At 72.0% G+C, this 18,704-nt stretch carries 19 protein-coding genes; 15 read left to right on the top strand and 4 right to left on the bottom strand.

Annotated elements, in window-relative coordinates:
* Window positions 1–81 precede the first annotated feature (81 nt).
* The 12 genes from ACFZDJ_RS46970 (at window position 82) to ACFZDJ_RS46915 (ending at window position 11,314) form a co-directional block, all read left to right on the top strand.
* Window positions 82–348, top strand: coding sequence for a hypothetical protein (locus ACFZDJ_RS46970; RefSeq protein ID WP_391068607.1), 267 nt, complete (start codon window positions 82–84; stop codon window positions 346–348).
* A gap of 70 nt (window positions 349–418) precedes the next feature.
* On the top strand, window positions 419–1,312 hold the full coding sequence (locus tag ACFZDJ_RS46965) for a PPK2 family polyphosphate kinase (protein WP_390938414.1): 894 nt from the start codon (window positions 419–421) through the stop codon (window positions 1,310–1,312).
* A 473-nt stretch (window positions 1,313–1,785) separates the two neighbouring features.
* Window positions 1,786–2,667, top strand: a complete 882-nt coding sequence (locus ACFZDJ_RS46960; RefSeq protein WP_384910117.1) for a polysaccharide deacetylase family protein — start codon at window positions 1,786–1,788, stop codon at window positions 2,665–2,667.
* Between the two features lie 31 nt (window positions 2,668–2,698).
* Entirely contained in the window at window positions 2,699–2,887 is a 189-nt protein-coding gene (locus tag ACFZDJ_RS46955) for a hypothetical protein (protein ID WP_391068605.1), read from the top strand.
* Between the two features lie 50 nt (window positions 2,888–2,937).
* Window positions 2,938–3,693, top strand: a complete 756-nt coding sequence (locus ACFZDJ_RS46950) for an aminoacyl-tRNA hydrolase (protein WP_384910123.1) — start codon at window positions 2,938–2,940, stop codon at window positions 3,691–3,693.
* A gap of 46 nt (window positions 3,694–3,739) precedes the next feature.
* Complete coding sequence (locus ACFZDJ_RS46945) at window positions 3,740–4,384, top strand: TetR family transcriptional regulator C-terminal domain-containing protein (protein ID WP_391068602.1); 645 nt, start codon at window positions 3,740–3,742, stop codon at window positions 4,382–4,384.
* Window positions 4,385–4,482: 98 nt separating this feature from the next.
* Window positions 4,483–5,121 (top strand): TIGR03086 family metal-binding protein, encoded by a 639-nt coding sequence (locus tag ACFZDJ_RS46940; protein WP_391068599.1) that lies wholly within the window; start codon window positions 4,483–4,485, stop codon window positions 5,119–5,121.
* Window positions 5,122–5,240: 119 nt separating this feature from the next.
* Window positions 5,241–6,029: a DUF4142 domain-containing protein gene (locus tag ACFZDJ_RS46935; RefSeq protein WP_248297039.1), complete on the top strand. Its 789-nt coding sequence runs from the start codon at window positions 5,241–5,243 to the stop codon at window positions 6,027–6,029.
* A 184-nt stretch (window positions 6,030–6,213) separates the two neighbouring features.
* Window positions 6,214–7,575 (top strand): DUF692 family multinuclear iron-containing protein, encoded by a 1,362-nt coding sequence (locus ACFZDJ_RS46930; RefSeq protein WP_391068596.1) that lies wholly within the window; start codon window positions 6,214–6,216, stop codon window positions 7,573–7,575.
* 282 nt (window positions 7,576–7,857) lie between these two features.
* Window positions 7,858–8,613, top strand: a complete 756-nt coding sequence (locus ACFZDJ_RS46925) for a DUF4142 domain-containing protein (protein ID WP_168512122.1) — start codon at window positions 7,858–7,860, stop codon at window positions 8,611–8,613.
* 133 nt (window positions 8,614–8,746) lie between these two features.
* The gene (locus tag ACFZDJ_RS46920) at window positions 8,747–9,535 is read left to right on the top strand and encodes a TIGR04222 domain-containing membrane protein (protein ID WP_384910137.1); all 789 of its coding nucleotides are present in this window, start codon (window positions 8,747–8,749) and stop codon (window positions 9,533–9,535) included.
* 120 nt (window positions 9,536–9,655) lie between these two features.
* Window positions 9,656–11,314, top strand: coding sequence for an alpha/beta fold hydrolase (locus tag ACFZDJ_RS46915; RefSeq protein WP_390938342.1), 1,659 nt, complete (start codon window positions 9,656–9,658; stop codon window positions 11,312–11,314).
* Here ACFZDJ_RS46915 and hemQ read toward each other — a convergent pair whose 3' ends face one another.
* Together hemQ and hemG are read right to left on the bottom strand one after the other, a co-directional pair.
* Window positions 11,315–12,046, bottom strand: a complete 732-nt coding sequence (hemQ, locus tag ACFZDJ_RS46910; protein WP_067375486.1) for a hydrogen peroxide-dependent heme synthase — start codon at window positions 12,044–12,046, stop codon at window positions 11,315–11,317.
* A gap of 4 nt (window positions 12,047–12,050) precedes the next feature.
* The gene (hemG, locus tag ACFZDJ_RS46905; protein ID WP_391068593.1) at window positions 12,051–13,511 is read right to left on the bottom strand and encodes a protoporphyrinogen oxidase; all 1,461 of its coding nucleotides are present in this window, start codon (window positions 13,509–13,511) and stop codon (window positions 12,051–12,053) included.
* 180 nt (window positions 13,512–13,691) lie between these two features.
* On the opposite strand from hemG, the gene ACFZDJ_RS46900 reads away from it, so the two are divergent.
* Together ACFZDJ_RS46900 and ACFZDJ_RS46895 are read left to right on the top strand one after the other, a co-directional pair.
* Window positions 13,692–14,690: a DUF4349 domain-containing protein gene (locus tag ACFZDJ_RS46900; RefSeq protein WP_391068590.1), complete on the top strand. Its 999-nt coding sequence runs from the start codon at window positions 13,692–13,694 to the stop codon at window positions 14,688–14,690.
* 27 nt (window positions 14,691–14,717) lie between these two features.
* Window positions 14,718–16,106, top strand: coding sequence for an FAD-dependent oxidoreductase (locus tag ACFZDJ_RS46895; RefSeq protein ID WP_168512110.1), 1,389 nt, complete (start codon window positions 14,718–14,720; stop codon window positions 16,104–16,106).
* A gap of 63 nt (window positions 16,107–16,169) precedes the next feature.
* Here the strand turns inward: ACFZDJ_RS46895 and ACFZDJ_RS46890 are convergent, their stop codons facing one another.
* Window positions 16,170–16,505 carry a hypothetical protein gene (locus ACFZDJ_RS46890; protein ID WP_388116261.1) on the bottom strand — a complete coding sequence of 112 codons (336 nt, stop codon included), beginning with the start codon at window positions 16,503–16,505 and terminating at the stop codon, window positions 16,170–16,172.
* Between the two features lie 124 nt (window positions 16,506–16,629).
* On the opposite strand from ACFZDJ_RS46890, the gene ACFZDJ_RS46885 reads away from it, so the two are divergent.
* Window positions 16,630–17,448: a rhomboid family intramembrane serine protease gene (locus ACFZDJ_RS46885; protein WP_101401514.1), complete on the top strand. Its 819-nt coding sequence runs from the start codon at window positions 16,630–16,632 to the stop codon at window positions 17,446–17,448.
* Between the two features lie 55 nt (window positions 17,449–17,503).
* Here ACFZDJ_RS46885 and hemE read toward each other — a convergent pair whose 3' ends face one another.
* Window positions 17,504–18,574, bottom strand: a complete 1,071-nt coding sequence (gene hemE, locus ACFZDJ_RS46880) for a uroporphyrinogen decarboxylase (RefSeq protein ID WP_390938352.1) — start codon at window positions 18,572–18,574, stop codon at window positions 17,504–17,506.
* Window positions 18,575–18,704: the final 130 nt, after the last annotated feature.

Below are 18,704 nucleotides of genomic sequence, written 5' to 3'. Positions count from 1 at the left end.
CGGTGTTCCCGCAGACGGACGCGCGGGCCTGCTCCGACAGCACCGTGCCGCTGACGGAGCAGGCCGACGCGGCCGCGCCGGATGGAGTTCCGCGACCCGTCCGTCGCTATCCAAAGGTGGCTGACCGCCAACCGCCCGCCGAAACCGGCCGACTTCGAGACCTGGGGCGGTCCGGAGGCACTCGGCGCGACCTGCGGGGGCCTGGAGGACGGCTTCTCCGACTGGCAGACCGCGAGCGGGCGGCTCGCGCCGACCGTGACGACCCCGTACGGGCTGCGCCTCATCGTGAACATCGGCCCCGACAGCCGTCCGGAACCGGCTGTCCTGGTCACCCTCCAGGAGGCCTGAGCACGACTCGCGGCCACCGGGCTCCCGTCGCACCATCGAGGGACACGGCCGGAAGGGGTACGCGGTGGCCATGAAGGACGGCAAGGGCACGAAGGACGGCGAACGGCGCAAGGACAGGGACCCGGCCCCGCTGCGCCGACTGCTGCGCGTTCCCGGCGGCAAGGATGTCGACCTCTCCTCGTACGACGCCAGGGCCACGCCCGCCGGTCCGCGTGACAAGGCCGCCGGGCTTGCCGCCCTCGCCCAGATGGTCGAACGCCTCGCCGACCTGCAAGAACGCCTCTGGGCCGCGAGCACGGCGGGTGACCGCCGCCGGGTCCTGCTGGTCCTTCAGGGCATGGACACCAGCGGCAAGGGCGGCACGGTCAAGCACGTCATCGGGCATTTCAACCCCGCGGGCTGCCGCATCCGGGGTTTCAAGGCGCCGACCGCCGAGGAGCGCAGGCACTCCTTCCTCTGGCGGATCGGACGGGCCCTGCCCGAACCCGGCGAGATCGGCATCTTCGACCGCTCGCACTACGAGGACGTCCTGATCGCCCGCGTCCGCGAACTGGCGCCCCGCAAGGAGATCGCCCACCGCTACGGCGAGATCAACCGCTTCGAGAAGTCCCTCGCCGACGACGGCGTCACCGTGGTGAAGTGCTTTCTGCACATCTCGTACGACCAGCAGCGCCGCCGACTGCTGCAACGGCTGGACAATCCCGACAAGCACTGGAAGTTCAGCTCCGACGACATCGACGACCGTGAGTTGTGGCCCGCGTACCAGAAGGCGTACGAGATCGCCCTGGAGCGCTGTTCCACACCGGAGGCGCCCTGGTTCCTCGTCCCCGCCGACCGCAAGTGGTACCGGAACTGGGCGATCAGCACACTGCTCCTGGAACACCTCGAGGCACTGGACCCGCAGTACCCGAAGGCCGACTTCGACGTGGCGGAGGCCAGACAGCGGCTGCTGGAGGACAGCTGACCTGCGCGACCCGCTCAGGTGACCGTGATGGCAGTCGAGCCGGGCGTCGATCTGGGCGGCGGTCTTCGGGCCGTCGTCGGTCCAGTACTGCCCGGGCTTCAGTTTCGCGGCGGCGACCGTACGCGGGGCGAAGACGTAGTCGCGCCCCTCACCCGAGGGGTCCAGGTACGCCACATCGAGGGTGCGCGGCACCGGAACGGGCTTGGCCACGTGACGCTCGAACCCCTCGGCGGACCAGAGCCTGACGACGCCCCTCTTCGCCGATGCCGTCCTCGGACCGGAGGCCCACCAGACGATCGGCGGGTTCGTGTCCTCGGCCTTGTCCCGGTCCGTGACCTCCACCCGCCGCAGTGCGTCGGAGGGACAACCGGCGTGTGTTCCGCCGGGTCCAGCCGGGTGACTTCCGTGCCCCCGTCGCCGGGCACGTGTGGACAATGGGCGAATAGTCTGGATTACCCACATATCTTCATCGGGTGATCATTCCAGTACGACGATTCGCCGCGACCTGCGCCCTCGGCGCACTCGGGGTCGCGCTCGCCGCCTGCGGGACCCCAGGAACCCCGCACGCCGCCCGCCCAGGGCACCCCGCGTCGGCCTCGGGCAGCGCAAACGCCCAGCCCTCGCAACCGCCCACACTCGCCCCCGGCTCCAGCGGTATCACCCCCGTCTTCACCAACGGTCCACGGACGCAGGACAAGACCGTCGCGCTGACCTTCGACGCGGACATGACCGCGAACGAGGGGCCACGCGCCGCGGCCGGGGAGCACTTCGACAACCCCGAACTGATCGCCACGCTGCGCGCGTTCAAGGTGCCGGCGACCCTGTTCATGACCGGACGCTGGGCCGACGAGTACCCGAAGGAGGCCAAGGACATCGGGCAGGACCCGCTCTTCGAGGTCGCCAACCACTCGTACAGCCACTACGCCTTCACCGACAACTGCTACGGCCTGCCCACCGTGCCCCAGGAGCGGATGCGGGCCGAGGTGGAGGAGGCCTACGCCGCCTTCAAGAGGGCGGGCGTGCCGCACGCGATGCCCTACTTCCGGTTCCCCGGCGGGTGCTACGACCAGCAGGCCCTGCGCACGCTGAGCGCCGTGGGCGTGACCGCCGTGCAGTGGGACGTCGTCAGCGGGGACGCCTTCGCCACCGACGCCGACGCCGTGGCCCGTCAGGTGCTGGAGGGTGTGAAGCCCGGGTCCGTCGTCGTCATGCACTGCACGCGCAGCGCGGCTCCGGTGACCGAACAGGCCCTGCGGACGATCGTCCCCGAGCTTCGGAAGAAGGGTTTCCGCTTTGTGAAGGTCTCCGAGATGATCGGCTCGGCGACGCAAGGCGAGCGGAACGGCACCACGTAGGCGCGCTCCGGTCCCGGCCTACGCTGGGACCATGAGCGACGAGTACTGCGCCACCCCGGCGGCCCCCGCCCCGACACCGGACCCGACCGACGCCGGGCCGCCGTTCGCCGAATGCGTGCTGTGCCGGAAGCCGACCGAGTACCCGGAGTCGTACAAGGGGATCACGCTGTGCCCCGTCTGCGAGTGGCAGGAGGCACAGCGGACCGCCTGCTCCGGGTGACGCCGACCGCTCGCCGAAGAACCGATCTTCCGCCTGGCACACTGGAGGGCGTGAGCAGCGACCCGACCGTAGCCGACGCACCCGGCCGACCCGACGTACCCGGCTCCGCCGAGGACAGCCCCTTCCGATCCGAGCGCACCGCGCGCGACGAGGCCCCGCAGTTCGTGCTGCCGCTGGTCGTGCACATCGAGAAGGCCGCTCCCCCGGCACGCACGGACGCGCTGGAATCCGCGGCCCGCGCCGTGCTGACGATCCTCAGCGATGAGCGGGCCCTCGGGGACGGCGAGTGGGCGCAGGCGGTGCGGGACTGGCAGGACGCCCGGATCCGCAAGGTCGTACGACGGGCGCGCGGCGCCGAGTGGCGGCGGGCCGAGGCGCTGCCCGGCATCACGGTGACCGGGAAGTCCGCCGAGGTGCGCGTCTTCCCGCCGGTCCCCCTGGACGGCTGGCCCAAGGACCTGGCCAAGCTCCAGGTCTCGGGCACCGATCTCGACGACCCGGAGCCCCCGGTGGACGCCGACCCGACGGCGCCCGTGCTGTGGCTCAACCCCGATCTCGACATGTCGGCCGGCAAGACGATGGCGCAGGCCGGGCACGGCGCGCAGCTGGCCTGGTGGGAGCTGTCGGACGAGGAGCGGGCGGCCTGGCGCGACGCCGGTTTCCCCCTCGCCGTCCGCACCGCCGACCCGGCCCGCTGGGGTGAACTCACCACCTTGGGGCTGCCGTTGGTGCGCGACGCGGGCTTCACGGAGATCGCGCCGGGGTCGTGCACAGTGGTGGCCGACCATCCGGCGCTGCGCTCCTGACCGATCCCGACCGACCCTGAGTGACCTACGGACCCGAGGAGGCGCGATGGCCGGGACCCGGCTGGACGGCAGGGTCGAACGTGGCAACCGCACGCGGCAGTTGGTGCTCCGCCGCACGGTCGACATCGCCTCGGTCGAAGGACTGGAAGCACTGTCCGTGGGCCGTCTCGCCAGCGACCTCCGGCTCAGCAAGAGCGGGGTCTTCGCGCTTTTCGGCTCCAAGCAGGAACTGCAGCTGGCCACCGTGCGGGAGGCGGCGCGCATCTACGTCGAGCAGGTGATCCGGCCCGCGTCCGAGACCCCCGCCGGTGTCGCCCGGACCTGGCGGCTGTGCGAACTCTGGCTGGACTACTCCGAGGGCCGGGTCTTCCCCGGCGGCTGTTTCTTCTACGAGGTCATCGCCGAGTTCGACGCCCGGTCGGGGCCCGTGCACGACGCCGTCGCACAGGCCCAGCGGGACTGGGCGGCCCATGTGGAGCACACCATCACCGAGGCCAGCGACCTGGGTGAGCTGCGCTCCGACACGGATGCCGCGCAACTCGCCTTCGAGCTCATCGCGTTGATGGAGACGGCGAACGCGGTGTCGGTGCTGCGCGACGAGACGGACGTCTATCGCAGGGCACGCGTCGCCATCCTTTCCCGGCTGCGCGCGGCGGCGACCGACCCGTCCCTCCTGGTCGAGCTCTCCTGACCTGCCGAGCTCTCCCGGCCTGCCGAGCCTTTGACGCGGGAACCGTCACGGCCGAAAACAAGTAGCACGATCGTTCGCTCAATTTTATGCTCGGACGTATGACATCGACCGGAGTGGACATCGTCGAGCTCGACCGGATCGCCGTGTACGAGTCGCTGCGGCTCGTCGGGCTGGCGCGGGGCACGGACTGGGAGCGGGACACACCGTGTGCGGGGTGGACGCTGCGGCGACTGGTGGCGCACATGGCCGCGCAGCACCACGGGTTCGCGGCCGCCGCCCGGGGAGCGGGGCACGAGACGGCGTACTGGCGGGAGCCTCAGGACATGAGCGACCCGGAGCGGACCTACCGGGGAGCGGCGACGGCGGTGCTGGCCGCGTTCGCCGAACCGGGCGTGACGGAGGGGGAGTTCGTACTGCCGGAGATCAGGGACGGAGGCGGGTTCCCCGGCGGGATGGCCCTCGGCTTCCACTTCGTCGACTACGTGGTGCACGCGTGGGACGTCGCCGCCACGCTCGGCGTCGGGCTCGAACTGCCGGACCACGTCCCCGGGGCGGCCCTGGCCGTCGCCCGCCTCGTACCGACGGATCCGGCCGGTCGCGGTCCGGGGTTCGCGTTCGCGCCGCCGGTCGACGTGCCCGTGGGCACGGACCCACTGGACGAGGCGCTGCGGCTGCTCGGACGTACACCGGAGAAGTGGCCGCTGTCGGGTGATGGCACGGATTCACAGCGGATTTGACCTGAACCGAGGGTTCGCTTTAGCCGTGCTTGAACATTCCGGGTGCTCCGCACGTATCTCACGTCGCTGGCCAAGTACAGGTTTCCAACGACCAGTTGGTTTCCCCCGGGAGGCTCATTTTGCGGCGTATCAATGGTTCTGCCTTCGTCATCGCGGCGCTCGCCGCCACCGTCGGCGCGCTCGCGTTCCCTGTGTGGTCGTACGCCGACCGCTCCGGCACGGGGCAGGCGAATCTGGCGGCGGGGACGGTGAACACACAGTGGGGGCCCCTGTCCGCCTCCGACCGCGACCTGATCGTGCGCGTGCGGCTGGCCGGACTCTGGGAACTGCCGGCGGGACAGCAGGCCATCGAGCGGGCCCCCAACAAGGCGATCAAGGAGGCGGGCGACCACCTGATCGTCGGCCACACCGACCTCGACAAGCGGGTGCGGGTCATCGCGGCCCAGCTCAATGTCGAGCTGCCGAACCAGCCGAACGCGCAGCAGCAGGGCTGGCTGCAGGAGATGACCGCGGCGACGGGCGCGGAGTACGAACGGAAGTTCGTGAACCTGCTTCGGGCCGCGCACGGCAAGATCTTCCCGGCGATCGGCGCGGTCCGTAACTCCACCCGCAACTCGCTGGTCCGGCAGCTGGCCTCGGACGCCAACCAGACCGTGCTCGACCACATCACCATCCTGGAGAAGACCGGGGCCGTCGACTTCGACGCCATCGCCAACGACACGGCCGCCCTGTCGACCGCGAGCCCTACCGGTCCCCCGGCGCCGGTCGCCGGCGTCACGGCGCCCTCCGCCCCGCCGGTGCAGCCGGGCAACGGCGTCGTCGCCACGTCGAGTCCCTCGCCCGCGCCGCCGGGCCAGGTCAACACCGCCCGGCCGGAGCCCTCGGATCCGGACAACGTGCTGCGGTAGCCGGAGCGGCCGCCTGCGCCTCGGGGCGTCGGCGGAACCTCAAATGTTGCTCTGAACGTCCGGCGACATGGGTTCGGCCCCGCATACCGGGGCCATGACTCCGTCACGCCGGAACACGGGTCCGTCGTAAGGAGACAGCGGCCGGGGTCGCAGCCGGGGTTCGAGCGGTGACGGAGGAGGCGACATGACACAGCCGAGGCGGCTGGGGACGGGAATCGGGTGGCGGCCGGAGATCGCCGAGGCCGTGGAGCGCATGCCCGGCATCGACTGGGTCGAGGCCGTGGCGGAGAACCTGTGTCCCGGACATCTTCCCGAGTCGCTGCTGCGGCTGCGCGAGCGGGGCGTCACGGTGGTGCCGCACGGGGTCTCGCTCGGCCTCGGCGGCGCGGACCGGCCCGAGGAGTCCCGTCTCATCGCCCTCGCGGAGCGGGCCGAGGCGCTGGGCTCGCCGCTCGTCACGGAGCACATCGCGTTCGTACGGGCCGGGGGCGCGCTCACCGCGTCGCCGTCGCTGGAAGCCGGGCACCTGCTGCCGGTCCCCCGCACCCGGGACGCCCTCGACGTGCTGTGCGAGAACGTCCGCATCGCGCAGGAGGCCCTTCCCGTCCCGCTCGCGGTCGAGAACATCGCCGCGCTGATCTCCTGGCCCGGGGAGGAGATGACCGAGGGGCAGTTCCTGTACGACCTGGTGGACCGCACCGGCGTACGCCTCCTCATCGACGTGGCCAACCTCCACACGAACCACGTCAACCGGGCCGAGGATCCTTCGAAGGCCCTCGACGAGCTCCCCGTCGAGGCCATCGCCTACGTCCACGTCGCCGGCGGCTTCGAACGGGACGGCGTCTGGCACGACAGCCACGCCCACCCCGTCCCCCGGCAGGTCCTCGACATCCTGGCCGACCTCGCCTCCCGTGTGACCCCACCGGGGGTCCTCCTGGAGCGCGACGACAACTTCCCGGCCCCGGACGAACTGGAGAGGGAGCTCGGGGCGATCAGAGTCACCCTGACGAAGGCGCGGGCGCGGGTCGTGACGCCGTCCCAAACCCCGGCGAGCCCGCACTCCGGTGAGGCCGCCGCCACTGCGAGCGGCACCCCCGGGGCAGCCGGGAGCCACGCGGAGGGCGTGGCCGTGGGTGCTCGGCAGCGGCTCGCGCTCGGGCAGGCCGCCCTGCTGTCCGCGCTCGTCGCGGGTACCCCCGTGCCCGAGGGGTTCGACCGGGGACGGCTGGGTGTGCAGGCGCGGGCGCTCGCGGCCAAGCGGGCGGACGTCGTCGCGAAGGTGGCGGCGGAGCTGCCGGAGATCCTCGGGGACGCGTACCGGCCGGCGTTCCTCGCGTACGCGCAGGGGCATCCGATGAGCGGTGGGTACCGGCGCGACGCGTTGGACTTCGCCGCATACACGCTGCTCGCGGGAGACCCCGAGGACGCTCAGACGCGGCGGCGGCTGCGTGCGTGGTGGCTGGAGCGGTCCGGCCCGACCCCGCCGTCGCAGCGGTCCACGGCCCGGCTGGCCCGTGCGACCCGACGGGTACTGCTGCGCCGCTGACCCCACCCGCGCCACCGGCGCCGACGCGCCCTACTACGCACGCCGTAGTGCCTCGCCCCGGCAGAGTGTGCCGGGGTTAACACCGGGCCCCGCCCGGCCGGATTCCATGTCTGGTTTCCTGGGTTTCCTGACGGTATGGAGTCCGGTCGAACTACCCCATTAGGCGCCTTCCTCCCACCCGGCAACCCTTTCTCCTCGTACGGCAGTTGGCGTAGTGCCCGAAGTAATATGCCAACCCGCACCCGTAGCGCACTAGCGTGCGGTGCCGCAACAGGAGGCACCATGCGATCCATCAACCGCACCGGATTGGTCAGTGGGACAGGACTCATCATCGCGGCCCTCACCGCGACCCTCGTCGCGCTGATCTTTCCGATCTGGTCGTACGCGGACCGTGCCGGCACCGGCCTGGACACCCTGAACGCCCAGTCCGTGTCGACGCAGTTCGGTCCGCTGTCCGCACTGGACCGGGAGTTCGTCACCAAGGTCCGGCTCGCCGGACTGTGGGAGCTGCCCGCCGGCCAGCAGGCCGAGGAGCGCGGCACCACCCAGGCCGTGAAGACGGCGGGCGAGCACCTCGTCGAGGGCCACACGTTCCTGGACGCGCGCGTCCGGAATGTCGCCGCACGGCTCGGACTCGAACTCCCGAACCAGCCCAATGCCCAGCAGCGCGGCTGGCTGGCCACGCTCGACGCCGCGCACGGCACGGACTACGACCGGAAGTTCGCGAACATTCTGCGCCGGGCACACGGCAAGGTCTTCTCCGTCGTCGCCCAGGTCCGCGCGAACACCCGCAACTCCCTCGTACGGGACCTCGCCGACGACGCGAACACCACCGTGCTCGACCACATCAAGGTCCTCGAAGCCACCGGGTACGTGGACTTCGACGCCCTCGCCCAGGACGCCGCGACCGCGAGCCCGCCCCCGCTGACGGCTTCCCCGGCCCCGCCGGGTCCCACCCGGTCCCCGGACAGCCCCGTCCCCGTCACCCCGTCCGGAACCTATCCGCTGCCCCCGGCCGCGTCCCGTCCCAAGAGCTAGGACCTGTCCGGCGGACCCTGCCGAAAGCGCGGCGCCTCTTCGCGAACACCGGAACGTCACAGAGCCACAACGCTCCGTCCATATCGTGGGCATACCGTGGCGCGGGCCTTCACTCTTCGCGTAGAAACGCGCCATGTTCTGGGTCCTTCTCCTGCTCCTGGCCTGGGCCGCGGCCGGTATCTCCTGCACTCGGCTGTGCCTGGCCGCCGTGCGCGCGGCGGCGGTCGACGCCGACGCGGCGCGCGGACACCACCTCACGCTGTACGAGGCGGCGTTCCTGTCCGGCGGCCCCGCCCGGGTCGCCGATCTGACCCTGGTGTCGATGGCCCGTCAGCGGCGGCTGCTGCTCGCGCACACGGGCTGGGCGACCGTTGTGGACCCGTGCGGGCGCGACGAGATGGAGCGCTCGGTGATAGGGGCGATAGGCCCGCAGGGGCAGTCCCGGATAGCGCCCGTACGGGCGAGCACGGCCACCGCGGACTCCGTACGCCGCCTCGCCGACCGTCTCGTCGCCGCGGGCCTCGCCGTGCCCGACGGCGCCCGCACCACCGTCGCGAGCGCCATCCGCCAGGTCCAGGCCGCCGCCGCGGCCGTCCTCGCGCTGGGCGCCGTCGCCGTGCTGATGCCCTCTCAGGCCCGCGCGAGCGAGAACGACGTACCGATCGCCGTGTGGTTCTCGCTGCCGCTCATCCTCACCCTGAGCTGCCTGGCCATCGCCCGCATCGAGGTCCACCCGTACACGCGCTGGGCCTCCCCGGCGGGACAGCGGCTGCTCGGCACCCTCGCCCGGCACCCCGACGCCACCGGCGACGACCGTACGTACCTCACCTCGGTCGCCGTACGCGGCGTGCGCGCGGTCGGCGAGCCGGAGCTGCGCGCGGCCTTCGCGCACCGCGACCGAAGCCCCGAGGGGCAGCGCTGACGGCGCCCGAGGGGGCGCATAGGGGTCATTGGGGCCGACACCGGCACCAGGTGCTTTACTTCATCAACTGACGAACCAAACATCCCTTTTGTCGCTGCCGTGCGCCGAAGGGGATACGCGATGAGAGCTGCCGTCCTGTACGGAACCACCGGGTCCTTGCTTCTGAGCGGCCTCATCGCCGCCCCCGCGGGCGGTGCGGCGGCCTGGCCGGCCCCCGCGGCCTCCCCCGAGGCGCGCGGCACCACCGTCGCCGCCGCCCGCGCCGCGACGGCCGGCATCCACTGGGGCGCGTGCCCCAAGGGAGACGACCTCCCGGTCAAGATGCGCTGCGGCACGGTCACCGTGCCACTGGACTACGCGCAACCCGACGGCAAGAAGATCAAACTGACCGTCAGCCGCGCCGCCGCCACCGGCAAGGACCTGCGCAACTCCAAGCACAAGGTGCCGCGTCAGGGCTCACTCGTCTACAACCCGGGCGGCCCGGGCGCGTCCGGCATGTACTTCCCTCTGATCGGCTTCCTCCCCGAGTGGAAGCGCATCGCGGCCGCGTACGACCTCGTGGGCTACGCCCCACGCGGGGTGGACCGCTCGGCCCCGCTGTCCTGCGAGGACCCGAAGCACTTCCTGAAGGGGCCCGCGCAGTCGCCGACGTACCCCTCGGAGACGTACAAGAAGAAGCGCATCGCCGAGGCACAGGCGTACGCCCGCGGCTGCCTCAAGCGCTCCGGGCAGAGCATCCGGCACTACACCTCGCTCAACAACGCCCGCGACCTCGATGTGCTGCGCGCCGCGCTGGGCGAGCGGAAGCTGACGTTCATGGGGGCGTCGTACGGCACGTACTTCGGCGCCCTGTACGCGACGCTCTTCCCCTCGCACGTACGCCGGATGGTGTTCGACTCGGCGGTGAACCCCGCCCCCCGGCAGATCTGGTACCGGAACAACCTCGACCAGTCGGCCGCGTTCGAGGCCCGGTGGGCGGACTTCCGCGCGTGGATCGCCAAGCACGACAAGGAGTACGCGCTCGGCACCACGCCCCAAGCGGTGCTGAACAACTACGAGAAGGCGCGGGCGCGGCTCGCCGCGGCGCCCGCGGGCGGCAAGGTGGGGCCGCGTCAGTTGCAGGGCGCGTTCCTGGAGGCGGGGTACTTCGACGACTACTGGCCGCAGCGCGCCCTGGCGCTGTCCGCCTATCTGAAGGGCGACCCGAAGCCCCTGATCCAGCAGGCCGGGCCGCATCCGGAGGCGTCGGCCGAGGCGGAGAACAGCAGCGCGGTGTACACGGCCGTGGAGTGCAACGACGCGGCCTGGCCGACCGACTGGCGTACCTGGGACCGTGACAACACGCGGCTCGCGCGTGTGGCGCCGTTCGAGACCTGGGACAACGTGTGGATGAACCTGCCGTGCGCGTACTGGCCGGTGCCGCGGCAGAAGCCCCTGGCTGTGCGGGCGCTGCCCGGAGCACTGGCGCCGGTCCTGATCCTGGCGGCCGAGCGGGACGCGGCGACGCCCTACGAGGGAGCGGTGGAGCTCCAGCGGCGGCTGTCCGGCTCGGTTCTGGTGACCGAGAACGGGGCCGGGACGCACGGGATCGCGGGCGGCCCCAACAAGTGCGTCAACGGCTACCTGGACGCGTACCTCCTGGAGGGCCGCCTCCCGCAGCGGCGCGCGGCGTGCGCCCCGCACGCGGAGCCGGAGCCGGTGGCGCCGGGCGGTGACAAGACCACCCGGCACGACGCACAGGCCCGTGAGGACGCGAAGACGACCCGCCAGGCTCCCTGATCAGGCGAGACCGGCGACCAGCTCGGCCACGGACTTACGGCGGCCGGTGTAGAACGGGACCTCCTCGCGGACGTGCATGCGGGCCTCGGAGGCGCGCAGGTGGCGCATGAGGTCGACGATGCGGTACAGCTCGTCGGCCTCGAACGCGAGCATCCACTCGTAGTCGCCGAGGGAGAACGAGGCGACCGTGTTGGCGCGCACGTCCGGGTAGCCACGGGCCATCTTGCCGTGGTCGGCGAGCATGCGGCGGCGGTCCTCGTCGGGCAGCAGGTACCAGTCGTAGGAGCGCACGAAGGGGTAGACGCTCACATAGTTGCGCGGCGTCTCGTCGGCGAGGAACGCCGGGATGTGCGAGCGGTTGAACTCGGCGGGGCGGTGCAGCGCCATGTTCGACCAGACCGGTTCCAGGGCGCGGCCCAGCTTGGTGCGGCGGAAGAGGTTGTAGGCCTCCTGGAGCTGGTCGCTGGTCTCGGCGTGCCACCAGATCATCAGGTCGGCGTCGGCGCGCAGACCCGACACGTCGTACGTGCCGCGGACGGTGACGTCCTTCGCGGCGAGCTGGTCGAACAGCTCCTGGACCTCGTCGGCGAAGCCGGCGCGGTCCTCGGGGAGTACGTCCTTCAGCTTGAAGACGGACCACAGGGTGTAGCGGATGACCTCGTTGAGGTCCTTGGCCAGCTTGCCCTTGTTCGGGACCCTGCCGGACTCGGTGGTGGGGGCGTCGTCACTCATGAGGCTATTCTCCCGCTCCGCCGTGCAGGCTCTGCACCGGGTTCGCCCTCAGCGCCTCCAGTGCGGCGCGGTCGCCGCCGAGCTGGTCCACGGCGGCGTACGCGCTCGCGACGCACGCGGGGATGCCGACCCCGTCGTACGCCGCGCCGCAGACGGCGAGCCCCGGGAGCTTGGCCACGTGCTCGCGGACGCGGGCCACGCGTGTGTGATGCCCGACCGGGTACTGCGGCAGGCCGTCGTCCCACCGGGTCACCCGGGTCGCCACGGGCTCGGCGGCCAGGCCGGTGGCCTCGCTCAGGTCGTGCCGGGAGACGTCCACGAGGTCGGCGTCGTCGCGGCCCAGCACCTCCGTCTCGCCGTACCGCCCGACGGAGGTGCGCAGGACGAGCAGGCCGGGGTTCTCCTCGGCGATCCAGCCCCACTTCTGGGAGGCGAAGGTGGATGCCTTGATGGTGTGGCCGTCCACCGGCGGCACCAGGAAACCGCTCCCTTCGGGGAGGGAGACGTCCGCGCGCCGGTAGGCGAGCGTCACCAGCGCCATGGAGGCGTACTCCACACCGGCCAGCTCGGTGGCCGCCGCGGGCGCCTCGGCCCTCAGCAGGGCGGCGGCCGCGCCGGCGGGCACCGCGACGACGACCCCGTCCGCGTGCAGGACGCGGCCCCCGGCCACCACCCGCCAGCCGCCGTCCTCGGCGCGGCGCAGCTCCGTCACCGTGGCACCGGTGACGATCTCGCCGCCCCGCGCGCGCACCGACCGCGCGACCGCGAGTGGCAGTTGGCCCACTCCGCCCTCGATGCCCATGAACACCGGCCCGGTCTGCTGGGCCGCGGCCGCCTTCGCCTGGATCTCGCGGACGGCCTCGGTCAGGGAGTCATGGGTGCGGACGGCGGCGAACAGCTGGGGGACGGCCAGCCGCATCGAGATGCGGTACGCGTCGCCCGCGTAGACGCCGCCCAGGAGGGGCTCGACCAGGCGATCGACGACCTCGCGGCCGAGGCGTGCCGCCACGTACTCCCCCACCGCCACATCGTCGCCGACTTCCGTGCGGGGCAGCTCGGCGTCGCGCTCGATGCGGGCCAGGCCCTCGTCGGAGAGGACTCCGGAGAGGGCGGCGGCCGTGCCGGGCACGCCCATGACGTGGCCCTTGGGCATGGGGCGCAGCGTGCCGCGCGTCCACAGGGAGGCGGTCGCGGTGGCGGGCGGCTGGAGGCAGTCGGCGAGGCCCACCTCGCGGGCGAGCGCGACCGCTTCCGGGCGGCGGGCGAGCATCGACTCGGCGCCGAGGTCGACCCGCGCGCCCGCGATCTCGCCGGGCAGCAGCTTGCCGCCGACGCGGTCCGACGCCTCCAGGACGGTCACCCGCGCGCCGCGGTCCAGCAGGCGGTGGGCGGCGGCCAGACCGGCGATCCCGCCCCCGATGACGACGACCTGTCCCGTACCCGTACGACTGTCCTGTGCGCGCATGACTCCACCCTCTCAGACCCCGCTGAGGGGCCCGCCGGGACCCGGTGCCGTCGTTCCGGTACGGCGGTGTCCTGCGCGAGTCCCGACCGTGACCGCATCGCGATCGAATCCGGCCAACGTCGCGCCCGGCCCCGGCGTCGAAGGAAGGTCAGCAGTCGCCACCCACGGGGGTACGCCCACATGCGCACACGACGTTCCGCACGAACCGGCCCGGTCCTGGCCGGGATACTCCTCGCCGCCGCCCTCGCGGTGACGGGCTGCGGCGCCGCCGGCGGTGGCTCCGACTCCAGCGCCGACAAGGCGGCCACGTCGGGCGCCGAAAAGGCCCGCTCGGGCGCCGCGGACAGCGCCGCCTCGGGCGCGGGCGGCGCCAGGTCCACGACCCCGTCCAAGGCCACCGGCACGTCCGTGCCGGTCGGCAGCCACATCATCCGCACCGCCTCGCTGACCCTGCGGGTCAAGGATGTGCCCGAGGCGCTGGACGCCGCCCGCACCGCGGCCGTCGACGCGGGCGGCTACGTCGGCAACGAGACGACCACCCGGGACGGCGGGGGCCGCGAGCGCACCCGAGCCGTGCTGCGTGTGCCCACCGACCGGTACGACGCGGTGCTCTCCTCCCTGGAGGGCACCGGGAAGGTGGTCGAGCGGACGGCGAAGGCGGAGGACGTCACCGACCAGGTCGTCGACGTGGAGAGCCGCGTCAAGTCGCAGCGCGTCAGCGTGGCCCGGGTCCGTGAGCTGATGGACCAGGCCACCAAGCTGAGCGATGTGGTCGCCCTGGAAGGGGAGTTGAGCACCCGTGAGTCGGACCTCGACGCCCTGCTCGCCCGGCAGGCGTCCCTCAAGGACCGCACCAGCCTGGCCACCATCACGCTCTCCCTCTCCGAGGCCCCGCTGAAGGAGGCCGGGAAGAAGTCCGACGCGCCGGGCTTCGTGGACGCGCTCACGGGCGGCTGGGACGCGTTCGTCACGATGCTGCGCTGGATCGCGCTGGTGTTCGGCGCGGTGCTCCCGTTCCTGCTGAGCGCCGGACTCCTCCTGGCGCTGTGGCTGCGCCTCGCCCGCACGGGGCAGCCGCGCCGGCCCGGGGCCGAAGCGGCTCCCGCGAACGCGGGTTCGCTGCCGGTGGCACCGCCGGTGCGCGAGGAGGGTGGCAAGGAGGGTGGCGAGGAGGACTGAAATGCCGGGCCCCCGTAGCGTGTTCGCATGAGCATGAGCCGTACGGAGCGACTGGTCGTGATCGGGGGTGACGCGGCGGGCATGTCCGCCGCGTCACAGGCACGCCGGATGCGCGGGCCCGACGAGCTGGAGATCGTGGCGTTCGAACGCGGCCACTTCACCTCCTACTCGGCCTGCGGCATCCCGTACTGGGTGGGCGGCGACGTCCCCGAGCGGGACCGGCTGATCGCGCGGAGCCCGGCGGAACACCGGGAGCGCGCGATCGACCTGCGGATGCGCACGGAGGTCACGGAGATCGATGTCGGCGGGGGCCGCGTCCGCTCGCGCGACCTCGAGACCGGGGCCGAGGAGTGGACCTCGTACGACAAACTCGTGATCGCGACCGGCGCCCGCCCGATCCGCCCCGACCTGCCGGGCGCCGACGCTCCGGGCGTGCACGGCGTGCAGACCCTGGACGACGGCCAGGCCCTCCTGGACACACTGGCGGCGACCGAGGGCCGTCGCGCGGTGGTCGTCGGCGCGGGCTACATCGGCGTGGAGATGGCCGAGGCGCTCATCAATCGCGGGTACGAGGTGACGGTCGTCAACCGCGGCAAGGAGCCGATGTCCACCCTCGACCCCGACATGGGCCGCCTGGTGCACACGGCCATGGAGGGCCTGGGCATCACCATGGTCAACGACGCCGAGATCACCAAGCTCCTCAGGGGGCAGGACGGGCGGGTGCGCGCGGTGGCCACCGAGGACGCCGAGTACCCGGCGGACGTGGTCGTGCTCGGCATCGGCGTACGCCCCGAGACCACGCTCGCGCGGGCCGCGGGACTCCCCCTCGGCGACCACGGCGGGCTGCTCACCGACCTGGCGATGCGGGTGCGCGGGCACGAGAACATCTGGGCCGGCGGCGACTGCGTCGAGGTGCTCGACCTGATCTCGGGACGCGAACGGCACATCGCGCTGGGCACGCACGCCAACAAGCACGGGCAGGTCATCGGCTCCAACGTGGGCGGCGGGTACGCGACCTTCCCCGGTGTCGTCGGTACGGCCGTGAGCAAGGTCTGCGATCTGGAGATCGCCCGTACCGGGCTGCGCGAGAAGGACGCGCACCGGGCGGGTCTGCAGTTCGAGACGGTCACCATCGAGTCGACCAGCCGCGCGGGCTACTACCCGGACGCGGACCTCATGACGGTGAAGATGCTCGCCGAGCGCCGCACGGGGCGGCTGCTCGGCGTGCAGATCGTCGGCGGGGAAGGCGCGGCGAAGCGGGTCGACATCGCCGCGGTGGCGCTGACCGCGGGCATGACGGTGGAACAGATGACCGCCCTGGACCTGGGCTACGCGCCCCCGTTCTCACCGGTGTGGGACCCCATCCTGGTGGCGGCACGCAAGGCGGTGACGGCGGTACGGCGAAGCGCCCCGTAGGGGCGCGAGGAACTGCGCGACCAGCCACACACGACCCGCAGTCAACACTCAACCGCTGCGCGCCTACGCCGATTCGTGCCCCGCGTTCCCGTTGATGCGGTCTATCGCCTGCCGCGCCTGCTCGGCCGGCGGCCGCGCCGGCAACGAGGACACCGACGCCGAGGCGGTGACGGCCGCGGGCTGCGTGGTGGGCGGCTTGGCGTGGGCGGCCGACCGCGCGGAGCGCAACCGGTGGCTGACGGCCTCGTCAAGGGTCACCGGCCGCTGCATCCTCGCCGCGAGCCGTCCGGCCTCCTGGCCGAGCGCGGCGACGTCCTCCCAGGGGAGGTGCAGCACCAGGGCGATTTCCGCCTCGCCGTCGGGCAGGGCATGCATCGGAGGAATAACTCGGTCGTTCATCGCCTGTGTCCTCACGTCTCTCGTGTCGCGTCTTCGTCGCGGCGCGGGCGGTTGAGGAGACATACGGACGCGGGGGCGGGGGCGTTCACGGATTCACCCGGCGTATCCCGGGCACTAATTCCTCGTGGTCATCCCCGTCCATGACGTGAACCCGGTGCGCCGCACGCCCTATGTGACGTACGCGCTGATCGCCGCCAATGTTCTGGTCTTCCTCTACACGCCCGGCCTCGCGGGATCGGTGGCGGGTGACAGCGGGCTCTCCCAGCTGTGCCATCTGCACGCGTTCCTGGAGCACTACGCCGCGGTGCCGCAGGAGTTGGTCCACCATCAATTGCCCCGCCTGGTCCCGACCGGCGACGTCGGCGTCGGGGCAGGGGGCCCCGGGTGTCTGGTGGGGCCGCCGACGTACGACAAGTCGCCGCCGCTCTCGGTCCTCACCGCGATGTTCCTGCACGGCAGCTGGCTGCATCTGCTCGGCAACATGCTCTTCCTGCTGATCTTCGGCAACAACATCGAGGACCGCCTCGGACATGTGCGGTTCGCGGTGTTCTACGTGGCGTGCGGTTACGCGGCAGCGTACGGATTCGCGTACCTCAACGCCGACTCGACCGACCCGCTGATCGGCGCCTCCGGAGCGATCGCCGGAGTCCTCGGCGCCTATCTGGTGCTCTATCCGAAGGCCAGGGTCTGGGTGCTCGTCCCGTTCCTGGTCTTCCTGCCGCTGCGGCTGCCCGCATGGCTGGTGCTGGGCTTCTGGTTCGCGTTGCAGGCGGTGTACTCGTCCGGCGGCGGCGTCTCCACCGCCGGAACCGTGGCGTACGAGGCCCACGTGGTCGGCTTCCTCGTGGGGATGCTGCTGGCCTGGCCGCTGCGCCCGGGCACCCCGCCACCGCCGGAACCGCGTAGCCTGCTGTTCGGCAGACAGGCGCGGCACAGCTGGTGAGGCGGGCGGTGCCGAGGCATGCGGCGCTGAGGCGTGCGGCGTCCCCCGTACGAGGTCAGCGCGCGGTCTGCTGGTGGACGTGCTCCACGAGGCGGGTCAGCGCGTCCGGGTCGGTGCTCGGCAGGACGCCGTGGCCCAGGTTGAAGACGTGGCCCTCGAGACCGGCGGCGGCGTCCAGCACCTCGCGGGTCTTGGTCCGAACGGCCTCGGTGGTGGAGAAGAGGACGGCGGGGTCGAGGTTGCCCTGGAGCGCCTTGCCGGGGCCGACACGGCGTGCGGCCTCGTCGAGCGGGACGCGCCAGTCGACGCCGACGACGTCCGCGCCCGCCTCGCCGATGAGGCCGAGCAGCTCGCCGGTGCCGACGCCGAAGTGGATGCGCGGCACGCCGTACCCGGCCACGGACTCGAAGACCTTGGTGGACGCGGGCATCACCGAGCGCCGGTAGTCGGCGGGTGCCAGGGCGCCGACCCAGGAGTCGAAGAGCTGGACGGCGCTCGCGCCCGCCTCGATCTGCACCTTCAGGAAGGCGGAGGTGATCTCGGCGAGACGGTCGAGCAGATCGGCCCACAGCTGCGGGTCGCCGTACATGAGCGCCTTGGTGTGCTCGTGGTTCTTGGACGGACCGCCCTCCACGAGGTAGCTCGCGAGGGTGAAAGGTGCGCCCGCGAAACCGATGAGCGGGGTCTCGCCGAGCTCGGCCGTCAGGAGCTTGATCGCCTCGGTGACGTACCAGACGTCCTCAGGGGTCAGATCGCGCAGCTGGGCCAGGTCGGCACGGGTGCGGATCGGGTTCTCGACGACCGGGCCGACGCCCGGCTTGATGTCGAGGTCGATGCCGATGGCCTTCAGCGGGACGACGATGTCGCTGTAGTAGATCGCCGCGTCCACGTTGTGCCGGCGCACCGGCTGGAGGGTGATCTCGGCGACCAGCTCGGGCCGCATGCAGGAGTCCAGCATGGCGATGCCCTCGCGCACCTTGAGGTACTCGGGCAGCGAGCGACCGGCCTGCCGCATGAACCACACCGGCGTGTGCGGCACGGGCTCGCGCCTACACGCCTTCAGGAAGGCGGACTCGTACGTGGCTGTCGGCGGCTGGCCCGTGGCGGGGCGGTCATTGGCACTCACGACGGAAAGTCTCGCACGCCCCGCCGACCCGCAAGTGCCGGGCTCCGGTGCCCGGACCGGACCCTTCCGGCCTGCGCATTCGCGCAGCGCGATCCGGACAGTGGTCCGGCGCACGGGTGTCTCTCCCTGC

Source organism: Streptomyces sp. NPDC007896, assembly GCF_042959425.1.
GTDB lineage: Bacteria > Actinomycetota > Actinomycetes > Streptomycetales > Streptomycetaceae > Streptomyces.
This window is presented reverse-complemented; position numbering and strand designations above follow the sequence as displayed.